Origin of the sequence: Nocardia sp. NPDC051832, from assembly GCF_040681285.1 — a bacterium.
GTDB lineage: Bacteria > Actinomycetota > Actinomycetes > Mycobacteriales > Mycobacteriaceae > Nocardia.
Genome location: NZ_JBFAYL010000002.1, coordinates 735,332 through 747,941, shown reverse-complemented (window position 1 = coordinate 747,941; position 12,610 = coordinate 735,332). Strand labels below are relative to the sequence as shown.

Annotated in this window: 14 protein-coding genes; 7 read left to right on the top strand and 7 right to left on the bottom strand. The window is 68.8% G+C overall.

The window, feature by feature from the left end; translation table 11 throughout:
• Positions 1-13 precede the first annotated feature (13 nt).
• Both AB0M14_RS13295 and AB0M14_RS13290 read right to left on the bottom strand, forming a co-directional pair.
• Positions 14-598, bottom strand: coding sequence for a DUF3159 domain-containing protein (locus AB0M14_RS13295; protein WP_364995748.1), 585 nt, complete (start codon positions 596-598; stop codon positions 14-16).
• A 202-nt stretch (positions 599-800) separates the two neighbouring features.
• On the bottom strand, positions 801-1,178 hold the full coding sequence (locus AB0M14_RS13290; protein ID WP_194814291.1) for an OB-fold nucleic acid binding domain-containing protein: 378 nt from the start codon (positions 1,176-1,178) through the stop codon (positions 801-803).
• Positions 1,179-1,346: 168 nt separating this feature from the next.
• Between AB0M14_RS13290 and AB0M14_RS13285 the strand changes: the two genes are divergently transcribed.
• Positions 1,347-2,072, top strand: coding sequence for an alpha/beta hydrolase (locus AB0M14_RS13285; protein WP_364995746.1), 726 nt, complete (start codon positions 1,347-1,349; stop codon positions 2,070-2,072).
• Between the two features lie 23 nt (positions 2,073-2,095).
• On the opposite strand, the gene AB0M14_RS13280 is transcribed toward AB0M14_RS13285, so the two are convergent.
• Both AB0M14_RS13280 and dut read right to left on the bottom strand, forming a co-directional pair.
• On the bottom strand, positions 2,096-2,935 hold the full coding sequence (locus AB0M14_RS13280; protein ID WP_364995743.1) for a DUF3710 domain-containing protein: 840 nt from the start codon (positions 2,933-2,935) through the stop codon (positions 2,096-2,098).
• A gap of 8 nt (positions 2,936-2,943) precedes the next feature.
• Positions 2,944-3,420, bottom strand: coding sequence for a dUTP diphosphatase (gene dut, locus AB0M14_RS13275; protein WP_364993377.1), 477 nt, complete (start codon positions 3,418-3,420; stop codon positions 2,944-2,946).
• Positions 3,421-3,472: 52 nt separating this feature from the next.
• On the opposite strand from dut, the gene AB0M14_RS13270 reads away from it, so the two are divergent.
• A complete protein-coding gene (locus AB0M14_RS13270; RefSeq protein WP_364993375.1) occupies positions 3,473-3,982 on the top strand; it encodes a DUF3093 domain-containing protein in 510 nt (169 codons plus the stop codon).
• A 50-nt stretch (positions 3,983-4,032) separates the two neighbouring features.
• Here the strand turns inward: AB0M14_RS13270 and AB0M14_RS13265 are convergent, their stop codons facing one another.
• The gene (locus AB0M14_RS13265; RefSeq protein WP_364993372.1) at positions 4,033-4,335 is read right to left on the bottom strand and encodes a DUF4193 domain-containing protein; all 303 of its coding nucleotides are present in this window, start codon (positions 4,333-4,335) and stop codon (positions 4,033-4,035) included.
• A 380-nt stretch (positions 4,336-4,715) separates the two neighbouring features.
• Here AB0M14_RS13265 and cei point away from each other — a divergent pair, with 380 nt between their 5' ends.
• Complete coding sequence (gene cei / locus AB0M14_RS13260; protein ID WP_364993367.1) at positions 4,716-5,390, top strand: envelope integrity protein Cei; 675 nt, start codon at positions 4,716-4,718, stop codon at positions 5,388-5,390.
• Between the two features lie 4 nt (positions 5,391-5,394).
• On the opposite strand, the gene AB0M14_RS13255 is transcribed toward cei, so the two are convergent.
• Positions 5,395-6,306, bottom strand: a complete 912-nt coding sequence (locus AB0M14_RS13255) for an inositol monophosphatase family protein (protein ID WP_364995740.1) — start codon at positions 6,304-6,306, stop codon at positions 5,395-5,397.
• A 101-nt stretch (positions 6,307-6,407) separates the two neighbouring features.
• On the opposite strand from AB0M14_RS13255, the gene ppgK reads away from it, so the two are divergent.
• Entirely contained in the window at positions 6,408-7,166 is a 759-nt protein-coding gene (gene ppgK, locus AB0M14_RS13250) for a polyphosphate--glucose phosphotransferase (protein ID WP_364993361.1), read from the top strand.
• Positions 7,167-7,353: 187 nt separating this feature from the next.
• Positions 7,354-8,715, top strand: coding sequence for an RNA polymerase sigma factor (locus AB0M14_RS13245; protein ID WP_364993357.1), 1,362 nt, complete (start codon positions 7,354-7,356; stop codon positions 8,713-8,715).
• Between the two features lie 67 nt (positions 8,716-8,782).
• Here AB0M14_RS13245 and AB0M14_RS13240 read toward each other — a convergent pair whose 3' ends face one another.
• Positions 8,783-10,276: a carboxylesterase family protein gene (locus AB0M14_RS13240; RefSeq protein WP_364993354.1), complete on the bottom strand. Its 1,494-nt coding sequence runs from the start codon at positions 10,274-10,276 to the stop codon at positions 8,783-8,785.
• A gap of 211 nt (positions 10,277-10,487) precedes the next feature.
• Between AB0M14_RS13240 and AB0M14_RS13235 the strand changes: the two genes are divergently transcribed.
• Positions 10,488-11,609, top strand: coding sequence for an MHYT domain-containing protein (locus AB0M14_RS13235; RefSeq protein ID WP_364993351.1), 1,122 nt, complete (start codon positions 10,488-10,490; stop codon positions 11,607-11,609).
• A 207-nt stretch (positions 11,610-11,816) separates the two neighbouring features.
• Positions 11,817-12,572, top strand: coding sequence for a rhomboid-like protein (locus AB0M14_RS13230; RefSeq protein ID WP_364993345.1), 756 nt, complete (start codon positions 11,817-11,819; stop codon positions 12,570-12,572).
• The last annotated feature ends 38 nt before the right edge of the window (positions 12,573-12,610 follow it).

Here is a 12,610-nt window from a genome sequence, read left to right as displayed (position 1 = left end):
GTGGTGCTGAAGATCACCCCTTCTTGGGCATATGGCCGGCGCGGCGCACCGCCCAGATCGTGACGCCGAAGGCGACAGCGGTCAGCGGCCAGCCCATCGCGATGCGCGCGAAGGCCAGCCATCCGGTGTGATCGGTGTCGTACAGCGACGATTGCACCAGGTAGCGCGCGCCGAAGACCAGAACCCAAGTGGCGGTGGCGATGTCGTAGAGCCGGATGACCCGGCGGTCCTGGCGCCACTCCTTGCCGTGCCCGTTGAGGAAGCCCCAGATGATGCCGACCAGCGGCCAGCGCACCAGGATCGAGACCAGGAACGCGCCGGCGTAGACCAGGCTGGTGTAGATGCCGAACAGGAAGAAGCCCTTGGCCTCCCCCATCCGGTAGGCGATGAAGGCGCAGATGCCGACGCCGAGAAATCCGGAGATCGCGGGCTGCACCGGGCTGCGCCGGTACAGGCGCCAGGCCAGGATGGCCGCGGCGACGCCCAGCGCGGACCAGATGGCGGCCGTGAGCCCGCCGAGGGTGTTCACCGGCACGAAGACCAGCACCGGCAGTGTCGAGTAGATCAGGCCACTGAAACCGCCCATCTGCTCGAGCATGGTCTGCTCGCGGGGCTCGTCCTCGGTGGCGGCGCCTACGCCCGGATGCGGCGCGCGCAGATCGTCCTCGATCTCGCGCAGCTCGGCATCGAACACCTGGCGCAGCTCGGATTCATTGGAAACGTCAGCGTCGAGCGGCTCACGGCGCCCGATCTCGGTCGGCTTGCCCACATCGGCGCCGTTGTCGTTGCTCGGCATAAAGTCAGCTGTTCCCGCGCAATTCGTAGTAGGGGTTGAAGATCACCTTGCGGCCGTCCCGGTCGCCTACGCGACCCCGAACGAGTATCCGGCGCCCGGGCTCGATCCCGGGAATCCGGCGGCGTCCGATCCACACCAGGGTGATGGCGTCGGTGCCGTCGAAGAATTCTGCCTGAACACTAGCGCCCGAGGACTTCGGACACGCCTCGACACTACGTAAACGGCCCAGCATGGTGGCTTCGTCGCCGCGGCGACACTCCGAGGCTCGACACGCTCCCGATGCCTCGGCGGTCTCGGCCAGTTCCTCGGCGTCCAACTGATCGAGATCCTCGGTCAGTCTGCGGCCCAGTCGGCGAAAATATCCTGAGGCTGCGGATGGCATTGCACGCTCTCCTGCTACAGCACGCGGCGTGGGTCACACGCCAGCGTGTTTTCCAACGAACGACCGGCTGATGGCCGCACACCGCCACTGTAGGCGCACGGACCGGGCCCCGCTACGCTCGGCCCGGTGTTCGACTCCCCACACGCGGTGGTGACGGCTCGCCGATCCATCACCTGGAAATCCCCAGAACTCACCGGGTTGAAACCTTTCGGCCGCCCCGGGATTGCCGTGGCGTTGCCGGGGACCGGGTCGGACGCGGATTTCGCCCGGCGCAGCTTCGAACCTGCTTGCCGTAAACGTGATCTCGAGCTCATCGCGGTGGAACCGGACCCGCTCGGGGTGGTTGCCAGCTATCGCGCAGCGCTGGACGCGGCGGCCGAACGCGGGCCGGTGCTGGCCGCGGGCATCTCGCTGGGGGCGGCGGTGGCGCTGGAATGGGCGGCCGAGCATCCCAGCGCCGTGACCGGAGTCATCGCGGCGCTGCCCGCGTGGACCGGAGCCGATACCGCGGACTGCCCGGCGGCGCAGAGCGCGGCCTACACGGCCGCACAATTGCGCGCCCACGGCCTGGACGCGGTCATCGAACAGATGCGTGGCGGGAGCCCCGAATGGCTCGCCACGGCGCTGACGCAGTCGTGGCGGTCGCAGTGGCCGGATCTACCGCAGGCGCTCCAGGAGGCGGCCGACTACAAGTGGCCGGGACCCGAGCGCCTCGCGACTGTCGAGGTTCCCGTGGTGATCATCACCGCTGTCGACGACCCGGTGCATCCACTGGCCGTCGCCGAGGAGTGGGCGGCGATGATCCCCAAGTCCGGGCTCGCGAGGATCACCCTCGACGAACTCGGCGCGGACCCCGCGATCCTCGGCCACACGGGGCTTGCCGCTTTCGACTGAACCGGCCGCGTCTCAGCCAGGTGTCAGTTCAGACCGAGCTGCTGCATGGCCGACCCGCCCGCGTTGCGGCGCGGCTCGTCGGGCATGCGGGGCGGGATGACGCCGGGATGGATCCCTTGCGCTGCCGCCGCCTGCGCCGCCTGGGCGGCTGCCGCCTGCTGCTGTTGCGCTTCGACCTGGGCCTGGTGCGCCGCGGCCAGCTGATCGGCCAGCTCCTGCGGCAACACCACCGGTAGCGGATCGCGCACCGGCAGCGGATCGGTGCCGCGGCGAACCACGGTCTCGCTCATGATCGCGCGCGCCGCCGCCACCAGCGGGGTGCCGTCGTTGGCCGCGCCCTGCGGGCCGGCCGCGACCAGCCGCACCATCCAGCGCGGTCCGTCGACGCCGATGAACCGCAGATCCGCGCTCTCGGTGAGCGCCAGCACTTCCCGGCCCCACGGACCCTGCTCGATCGAGACCCGGGCGCCGTCGGTGCGCAGCGAGTCGGCGAGATCCGCGGCCACCTCGCGCCACTGCCCCTTGGACTTGGGCGCGGCGTAGGCGGCCACGGTGAGCCGGCCGTGCTCGGTGGCCAGGTGCACCGCCTGCGGGGTGCCCTCGGGGGTCATCTCGACCTGCAACTGACCGCCCGGCGGCACCGGCACGATGACCGAACCGAGGTCGAGCCGCTGATCAGCCACGTCGGCCAGCAGGTCGGCGACGGCCTCGTAGTCGTAGGGGCCGCTCTGCGGGGTGTCCTCGTCGTCGTATTCGAACGCGGCGTCGTATTCCTCGACCGGCTCGTCGTAGTCGAGTTCGTCGTAGCCCGCGTCGTCGTAGTCGTCGGACTCGTAGCCCGACTTCTTCTTTCTTCCGAACATCGCCATTGTCACGCCTCCTTGGCAGCGTCGGCCAGGATCGCGTGGCCGCCGCTGGACCCGTATCCGCCCGCACCGCGCGCCGTTTCGTCGAGGCTGTCCACCTCGACGAAGTCGACCAGTTCCACCCGCTGCACCAGCAGCTGCGCGATCCGGTCGCCGCGGCGCAGTTCGATGGGCGTGCGCGGATCGTGGTTGATCAAGCACACCTTGATCTCGCCCCGGTACCCCGCGTCGACGGTGCCGGGGGTGTTGACCACCGAAAGTCCGGCTTTGGCAGCCAATCCCGATCGCGGATGGATCAGGCCGACGGTGCCGACCGGTAGTGCGACGGCGACGCCGGTGCCGACCAGCACCCGCTCCCCCGGTTCCAGGATGACGTCCTGGGTGGTGCACAGATCCACGCCGGCGTCGCCGTGATGGGCGCGCGCGGGCATGGGGATGCCGGGATCAAGCCGCAGCAAAGGGATAGGTGAAAGTGCGCTCACATTGCGAGAGCCTACGCGCAGGCGCTCGGGCCCCGTGACTTAGTGTTGAGTCGTGTCGGACCAGCCCAGCCCCGTGACGGAACACGAAAACCAGACCACCCGGACCTATTCCGAGCGCCTGTGGGTGCCGCTGTGGTGGTGGCCGGTCGCGCTCAGCATCGCCGGCTTGCTGGCGGCCGAAATCCACATGGGCGCACCGGGTCTGCGAGCGTGGCTGCCGTATCTGCTGATGCTGCCGATCCCGGTGTGGGTGCTGCTGTGGTTGAGCCGCCATCGGGTCGAGGTGACCCGGGATGCGGCGGGGACGCCGGAACTGCGCGTCGATCGCGCCCACCTGCCGGTGAACTTCGTGGCTCGCGCGGTCATCGTGCCCAAGACCGCCAAGAGCGCGGCGCTCGGGCGTCAGCTCGACCCCGCCGCGTATGTCCAGCACCGCGCCTGGATCGGCTCGCTGGTGCTACTTGTCCTGGACGACCCGGATGACCCGACCCCCTATTGGCTGGTCAGCACCCGTCGCCCAGAAAACGTCCTAGCCGCGCTCGGCCTGCCGAGCGCGGGCTGACAGAAGTCGCCTCGGCCGGACCCTGGTGTCCGGCCGCCGCAGGGATTTAGTTAGGCGGCGCAATCCATGCAGATCAACTGCCCGCCACTTTCACTGGCCAGTCTGCTCCGGTGATGCACTAGGAAACAGCTGGAACAGGTGAACTCGTCCGCCTGCTTCGGAATGACCCGAACGCTCAGGACTTCCTCGGACAGATCCGCGCCGGGAAGCTCGAACGACTCCGCGGTATCGGATTCGTCGATATCCACGACGGCGGACTGTGCCTCGTTACGACGAGCCTTCAGCTCCTCCAGCGAATCCTCCGACACGTCGTCGGTTTCGGTACGCCTCGGTGCGTCATAGTCGGTTGCCATGTCGTCTTCCCCTCGTCCTTACTCCGTATATCCCGGACCGGCTCGCGCTACACCGATTCCTGGTGTGGAACCGAGGTGGCGTGCACCGCCCCGCCGGTGGTGCACATCACACGTGCACCGGTGCTCTATCAGGGCGGATCGTGGTAGATCCACACGGGATAGCGCTCGGTAAACGCAGGACATGCCCTACTTGTTCCCGCGACCGATCACCGGTTTTCGCCGCTGGCGATTCGATCTGGGCCGCCAGACAATAGCGGACCCCGGCGGAAAAGTCGCAATCAAAACACAGACGATTCGAAATCGAGGGTGAATCGACACCTCGAGTCGAACTCGCCGAGACCTTGCGCACCGTTGCCGAGACATTTTCGTAGAGTGTGCTCGTGGTTTCACTGATCACCGAAGGCAGCCCCTCCGATCCCCAGGGTCGCCCCTGGATCCGACGGCGCCCGCGGCCCTGGCTCATTCTGCTCGGCGTGATGACGCTGATCTGCGCAATCGTGTGGATCAAGGCGTTGACGACGACAGACAACAGCGGCACTGCGATGGCGTGCAACTCGCCGAGCCCCGCTACCGGCAACAGCACCGCCCCCGCCGTGCCGCTCGGACAGCGCGTGGGGGCGTCAAGGCTGCAGGACGTGGAACCGGCGGCCCTGTCGGCCACCAAGGTGCGCGTCCTGAACGCGAGTAGCCAGCGTGGGCAGGCCGGACACATCGCCGGCCAGCTCGGGGACCTCGGTTTCGCGACCGCCCCGGGGACACAGGCCGGCAACGATCCGGTCTACGTCAATGGCGACCTGGAGTGCACCGGGCAACTCCGCTTCGGCGTGAACGGCCGCCCGGCCGCCGCGTCGGTGCAGCTGGTCGCGCCCTGCGCGGAGCTGATCGAGGATCAGCGCACCGACGACACCGTCGACCTGGTGCTGGGCTCACTGTTCGGCAGCGACCTGCAACCGGGCAACGACGCCGAGGAGGTGCTGCGGTCGCTGAAGAATCCGGTGCCGGGCAGCTCCATCGATTCGAAGCTGCTCAGCGCCGCCCGCTCGGCCAGGTGCTGAACCCCTACTGATCCGGCAGCGACGCCGTCGCGCCGATCTCGGCCAAAAGCGCACCGAGCTCCTCGGCGATCCCGGGTGCGGCGGCGACCACCAGGTCGCCCGCCGACCCGGGCACGGTCGCGGCCGGAAGCCGCAGGAGCGCACCGGCCTCCGACGCTATGAGCGCACCGGCCGCGAAATCCCAGGCGTTCAGGCCGTGCTCGTAATACGCGTCGACCTGACCCGCCGCGACATTGCACAGGTCCAGCGCCGCCGCGCCCAGCCGCCGGATGTCACGGACCCGCGGCAGCAGTCGCGCCACCATCTCGGCCTGCCGGGCCCGGCGGTGCACGCCGTAGGCGAACCCGGTGGCCACCAACGACATCGACAGCTCGCCGACCGGATTGCAGCGCAGGTGTTCGACCGAGCCGTCGCCGTCCACGCGCATGGCGCCGAGCCCGAGGCCCGCGCTGTAGGTTGCCCCGCGCGCCACGTCGACCACCGCGCCGGCGATCGAACGGCCGCCGCGCATCGCGGCCACCGACACCGCGTACCCGGGCAGGCCGTAGAGGAAGTTGACGGTGCCGTCGATCGGGTCGACCACCCAGGTCACCGCGTCACCGGCGGCCGCGAGATCGCCGCCGCCCTCCTCGCCGAGGATCGGGTCGCCGGGACGCTGTTCGGCCAGCAGCTTGCGGATCAGCTCCTCGGTCTCGGTGTCGACCACCGTCACCGGGTCGGTGGGGTGGCCCTTGGCTTGGACGGCGTCCTCGGCCGGCAGCCCGGCCGGGCCGAAAACCTCGGGGCGGCGAGTGCGCACGTGCGCGGCGGCGGTCTCGGCGAGATCGACCGCGATGCGGCGCAATTCGGCCACTTCTTCGGGCGGGAGGGCTACGGACGCGGCGAGGGAGCTCGTGGTTTCGGGCACGTCGACCATCGCATCACAGATACGCTCCGGCGCGCAGAACGGGCTGCCTTTACTCTTGTCGGGCACTGTCGTCATTGGCTGCATGTCAAACACGGAACGAGGGGTTAGCCATGTCCGCTCGGGGGCACGCGTTCGGAATCGATATCGGTGGCAGCGGCGTCAAGGGCGCTGCGGTGGATCTGGCCACCGGCGAGTTGGTGCACGAACGGATCAAGATCGCGACGCCGAATCCGTCGACGCCGCAGGCCGTGGCCGAGGCCGTCGCCAAGGTGGTCGCCGAGGCGAACTGGGACGGGCCGGTCGGGCTGACGCTCCCGGCGGTCGTGCTGGACGGCGTCACGCGCACCGCGGCCAATATCGACAAGGCCTGGATCGGCACCGACGCTCGCGCGCTGTTCTCCGCCGCGCTCGGCGGCCGGGCGGTGACCGTGCTCAACGACGCCGACGCCGCGGGCATGGCCGAGGACACCTACGGCGCGGCAAAGGATTACGCCGGGATGGTGCTGCTGCTGACCTTCGGCACCGGCATCGGCTCCGCCCTGATCTACCACGGCGCGCTGGTGCCCAACACCGAACTCGGGCACCTCGAGGTCGGCGGCATGGAAACCGAGCACCGGGCGGCCGCCTCGGTGAAGGATCGCCAGAAACTGAGTTTCGAACAGTGGGCGGCGGAGGTGTCCACGGTGCTGATCGGGCTGGAGAATCTCTTCTGGCCGAATGTCATCGTCGCCGGCGGCGGTATCAGCCGCGATGCCGATCAGTGGATTCCGTTGCTCACCAACCGAACTCAGGTGGTGCCCGCGCATTTGAGAAACACCGCGGGCATCGTCGGCGCCGCGATGGCGGTCGAGGCGGGGTTGCTGCCGTAACAGATCTGCGCGTCGTGCGTCCAAGCCAAGGCGGGCATGAGTACCCTGGCAGGATCGTTACAATGGAACGTGCCCGGCCCCGCCCGGTGAAACCCGACCGGCCTTCCGCCGGTGAAACCCGACAGACCGCTCCGCCGGAACACCACTCTGGCGTGACGCCGCACGAGACCGTCACGAAAGGGCGTACGTGGTAGCCACGACCCGTCAGACCGCCGACTCGGCCGAAGCCGACTCCGCAGATGTAACCGAAGCACGGCCGGTCAAGAAGGCTGCCGCCAAGAAGGCTCCGGCCAAGAAAGCCGCCGCCAAGAAGGCTCCCGCCAAGAAAGCGGCGGCCAAGAAGGCTCCGGCCAAGAAGGCAGCGAAGAAGGCCACCGGGGCCGAGGGCGAGCCCGGCGCCGACGAGGCCGTCGAAGACGAGTCGCTCGACATCGAAGACCTCGAGGATCTCGAAGTCTCCGAGGACGACCTCACCGAGGACGCCGAGGAACTGGTCGCCGAGGCCCCCGAGGAAGCCGCCGAGGAGGCCGAGGAGCCCACCGCGGCCGACAAGGCCTCCGGTGATTTCGTCTGGGACGAAGAGGAATCCGAGGCGCTGCGCCAGGCCCGCAAGGATGCCGAGCTCACCGCCTCCGCCGACTCGGTGCGTGCCTACCTCAAGCAGATCGGCAAGGTCGCGCTGCTCAACGCCGAGGAGGAGGTCGAGCTCGCCAAGCGGATCGAGGCCGGTCTCTACGCGGCGGAGAAGATGCGCGAGTGGGCCGAGGCCGGCGAGAAGCTGCCCGTGGCCACCCGCCGTGACTTCAACTGGATCATCCGCGACGGCAACCGCGCCAAGAACCACCTGCTCGAGGCCAACCTGCGACTGGTCGTGTCGCTGGCCAAGCGCTACACCGGCCGCGGCATGGCGTTCCTGGACTTGATCCAGGAGGGCAACCTCGGTCTGATCCGCGCGGTCGAGAAGTTCGACTACACCAAGGGCTACAAGTTCTCCACGTACGCCACCTGGTGGATCCGGCAGGCCATCACCCGCGCCATGGCCGACCAGGCCCGCACCATCCGTATCCCGGTGCACATGGTCGAGGTCATCAACAAGCTCGGCCGCATCCAGCGCGAGCTGCTCCAGGACCTGGGCCGTGAGCCCACGCCGGAGGAGCTGGCCAAGGAAATGGACATCACGCCGGAGAAGGTGCTGGAGATCCAGCAGTACGCGCGTGAGCCGATCTCGCTGGACCAGACCATCGGCGACGAGGGCGACAGCCAGCTCGGTGACTTCATCGAGGATTCCGAAGCGGTCGTCGCGGTCGACGCGGTCAGCTTCACCCTGCTGCAGGATCAGCTGCAGTCGGTCCTGGAGACGCTGTCCGAGCGCGAAGCGGGCGTCGTCCGCCTGCGCTTCGGCCTCACCGACGGCCAGCCCCGCACCCTGGACGAGATCGGCCAGGTCTACGGCGTCACCCGTGAGCGCATCCGCCAGATCGAGTCCAAGACCATGAGCAAGCTGCGCCACCCCAGCCGCTCGCAGGTCCTGCGCGACTATTTGGACTAGGACATGACACGGGAAGGGCCGCTGAGCTACTGCTCAGCGGCCCTTCCGCTGTTCGGGGCGAGGCCGTTCAGGTGGCCTGCTCGCCGCTCACCGCCGCCAGCTCCTTCGCTCGCGGGTCGTAGACGAGGGCCGATTCCGGGTGGTCGAAGGTCATGACCGGGCGGGTGTGGGAGTCATAGGGATCCCAGCCGGGGTTGCCGGACTTGGCGAACGCGATCCAGGAGGCGTGCATGTCGTCGGCGAGGGGTTGCGGTGCGTCCGGGCCGGTGAGCGGTGTGGCGACGGCGAGCGTGTCGAAGACGAACGGGATTTCCAATGCGTGCATCGCGCCCAGGGCGCGATCGGTGCGCCGCCAGCCGAACTCGTAGACATACACCGCTGCGCCGGTGTCGGCCTGCGCGTCCGCCAGTTCCATGGTGGGGGCGCGGAAGGCGTGGTCGGTGAGAATGGCGGCGAGGAGGTCACCCGGGGCGGCCTCGGGGCGATCGGCCGCGTACACCTGCGCGAGCGCGGGGTCGAGACCGTAGCGGGTGAGCAGCACCGGCAACGCGTCGTCGGACACCAGCGCCGCCATCCCGGTGGGTACCAGGAAGAGCCGGAATTCCTCCGCGGTGTAGCCCAGCAGCAGCGGCACGCCGGCCGCCGAGCCGGCGGTGAGTGCGTCAGCCACCGGGCCGGTCAGGACCACACCGTCGATCACCGGGAACAGGCAGGTGATGCCGAGTCCGCTGGACACGATGGACGCGCCCCAGCGCTTCGGATCGGGATCGGCCGTGAACTGCGCGATCAGCGTTTCCTGCGCCGCCAGCAAGGTAGCGGGTTCGATCTCGGCGAAGGCCGCCGCGGTCGCCGGAATGCCCAGCCCGGCAGCCAGTTCCGCACCCAGGAGCCGCCCGTCCGCGACTTCGGCGGCCATCCGCCCGGTGCCGCTCTGCACGATGGCCTTTGTGAACAGCCCGCGCGCCGGCGGCGCGGCGAGCAGCGCGGCCACGCTGATGCCGCCCGCCGACTCACCGAACACCGTGACATTGCCCGGGTCACCACCGAAGCCGCGAATATTGTCGCGCACCCATTCGAGGGCGTAGATCTGATCGAGCAGGCCCCGATTGGCGGGTGCGCCGTCGAGGACGGCGAAGCCGGAGATCCCGAGCCGGTAGTTCACCGAGACGAGCACCACGCCGTCGCGAGCGAAGGCGGCGCCGTCATAAGCCGTGCGGGAATTCGCGCCCCGGGTGAACGCGCCGCCGTGGATCCATACCATCACGGGCAGGTCCGCCGCGCCGGTATCCGGCGTCCACACATTCACATTCAAGTATTCCGCGCCCGGAATATGGTCGCTGCCAAGGATTTCGGCGATGGCGGGCGGGTAGGGCGTCTGCATACACGTCGCACCGAACTCGACCGCGGGACGTACGCCGTCCCAGGCAGCCGGGGGCGCGGGGCGTTCGAACCGGGCGGCGCCCACCGGGGCCGCCGCGTAGGGGATGCCGAGAAATACGCTGACGCCCTCGATGATTCGCCCGCTGACGTGGCCGCCGGTGACTGCGACTATGGGTTCCATCTGTGCTCCGATCCGGGAAACGCTCGCCGTCACCGTACGCCGCGCGTGAGCGTTTCTCGCCGAACTTCGGCAGACCAGCGCTAAACAAAAAGTGATTGAAACCACTGGCCGACGCCGTTCTTTCGCTGTATAAATCGCCGCCCGCTGTCGTATCGTCTGACCAACTTGGTTTCACTCACGGGGCGGATTCGCCCCGAACAGCGGGGTTCTCGTGCTCGACATCTCTCACTTCAGCTACGGCTGGGTCACCCCTCTGATGGCGTACCTGATGTCCATCCTCGGCGCCCTGCTCGGCCTGCAATGCGCGGTCCGCGCCCGCCAGCAAGGGCAGGTCCGTTCCGGCTGGCTGGTCGCGGCGGCCGTGGCGATCGGCGGCGCGGGCATCTGGAGCATGCATTTCATTGCCATGCTGGGCTTTTCGATCGAGGGCGCGGAAATCCGCTACAACGTGCTGCTGACGCTGTTCAGCGCGGTGACCGCCATCGTGGTGGTGGGTATCGGGTTGTTCATCGTGATCCGGCCGCAGCCCACGGTCCCGGCCCTGCTGTCCGGCGGCGCGATCACCGGGCTCGGCGTCGCGGCCATGCATTACACCGGCATGTACGCGATGAAGTCGAACGCGCACCTCACCTACGACCTGCCGCGCGTGGGGTTGTCGGTGCTGATCGCGGTGGTCGCGGCGACGGTGGCGCTGTGGTTCGCGTTGCGGGTCAACGGCATCGGCGCGACGATCGCGGCGGCGCTGATCATGGGCGTCGCGGTCTCCGGCATGCACTACACCGGCATGACCTCGATGCACGCGCAGCACACCGGCCAGACCGCCGCGCCCTCGGGCGCCGACCCGGCGCAACTACTGGCCCCCCTGATCCTGCTGATCAGCATCGCCACCATGCTGCTGCTGATAGCCGTCAGCCTGACCACCGTCGAGGACGACATCGTCGACCTCCCCCGGCTGCGCCGCACGACACCGCGCCCGCCGGAACCGGAACCGGTGGACCCGCCCGCGCACCAGGTCACCCTGAAACCCCAACGGCCCCAACCACAGCGCAAGCCCGACGAGCCCGCCCCGTCCGAAATCACCAATTCCTACTGGCCACCACAACCCGGCTCAAAGACACAGTGGGCCGCACCAACCCAGCGCGACCCGCGCCCGCGCTCGGCAATCCCGGTCACCGAATCACACACCCGCAAGGCCCTGGCCCGCGCCGACCGCCAACGCCTACTCGCCAAGGGTGCCGGAATGGAAGACTTCGCCGCCGAGCCGGACCCGGCGGAGGACGCCCCGCCCCGCGAACCGGGCGACGGCTGGCTGCGCCGGCAGAACTTCTCCTAGCGCAGAGCGCGCACCTCTCCCGCCTCGCACCGGCGTTATTTCCGCCGTGCCCACCTCGACCTTTTCGCTCAGTGCCCCCGGCTGGTCGGTGCCGACATCCCACGCCGCGACTGTCACCCTCGCGGCGACGCCAGTCCTAGGGTTAGTTCCGCTCGTCTGGGCGCGGCACCTCGGGTGGGTGCGCGCCACGCGGCACACTTTCGCACTGTGGCTACTTCCACCGCCGGCGACGGTCGCTACCACGCGCCGTGGACCCGGACCGTCGCGCTGCGGGCCGAAGTGGGTGCGGCGTGGGATTGGCTGCGCCGGCCTGGGCTGCTGTCTCGGATCTATCCGGCGCTGCGCCGGCATCTGAGCCAGGCCCCGGCCAGCACCGCCTACGCGTTCACCTTGTTCGTCACCTGGTGGACGTTGCGCGGGCTCGGCCCCGTCGAGGAGCGGCGGCTGATCCTGTCCGCTTCGACCAATCTGTACAACATGCACCACAATCCGGTGCAGGTGCTGGTCGCCTCAGCGTTCTGGACCGAGGGGAACTTTCCGTGGGTGACCATCGCCGAGTTCCTGATCGTGATGGCGTACGCGGAGCGCTGGCTGGGGACCGGGCGCTGGATCCTGTTGTTCGCGACCGGTCATATCGGGGCGTCACTGGTCACCGTTTATGGCATTGCCCGCGCCATCGAGCACAAGGTGATTCCCTTGCGGGTCGCGATCGCGCCGGATGTCGGCACCAGCTACGGGTTCACCGCGGTGCTGGCGGCGCTGGCGTTCCGGTTCCGCGGCGTCGTGCGGCTGGGGTGGGTCGTGCTGGTACTCGCCGTGCTGATCGCCGCGTGCGTCAGCAACCGGACGTTCACCGACTACGGCCACCTTTGCGCGGGCTTGATCGGCTTGCTCGCCGGCACCATCGCCAGCACGTTCTGGGGCCGGATCGAACACCGCCGGGTCGTGCGCGCGACCGCATGAACCGCCGCGCGCAGCCGAGGGAATCGCCGCGCGCGACC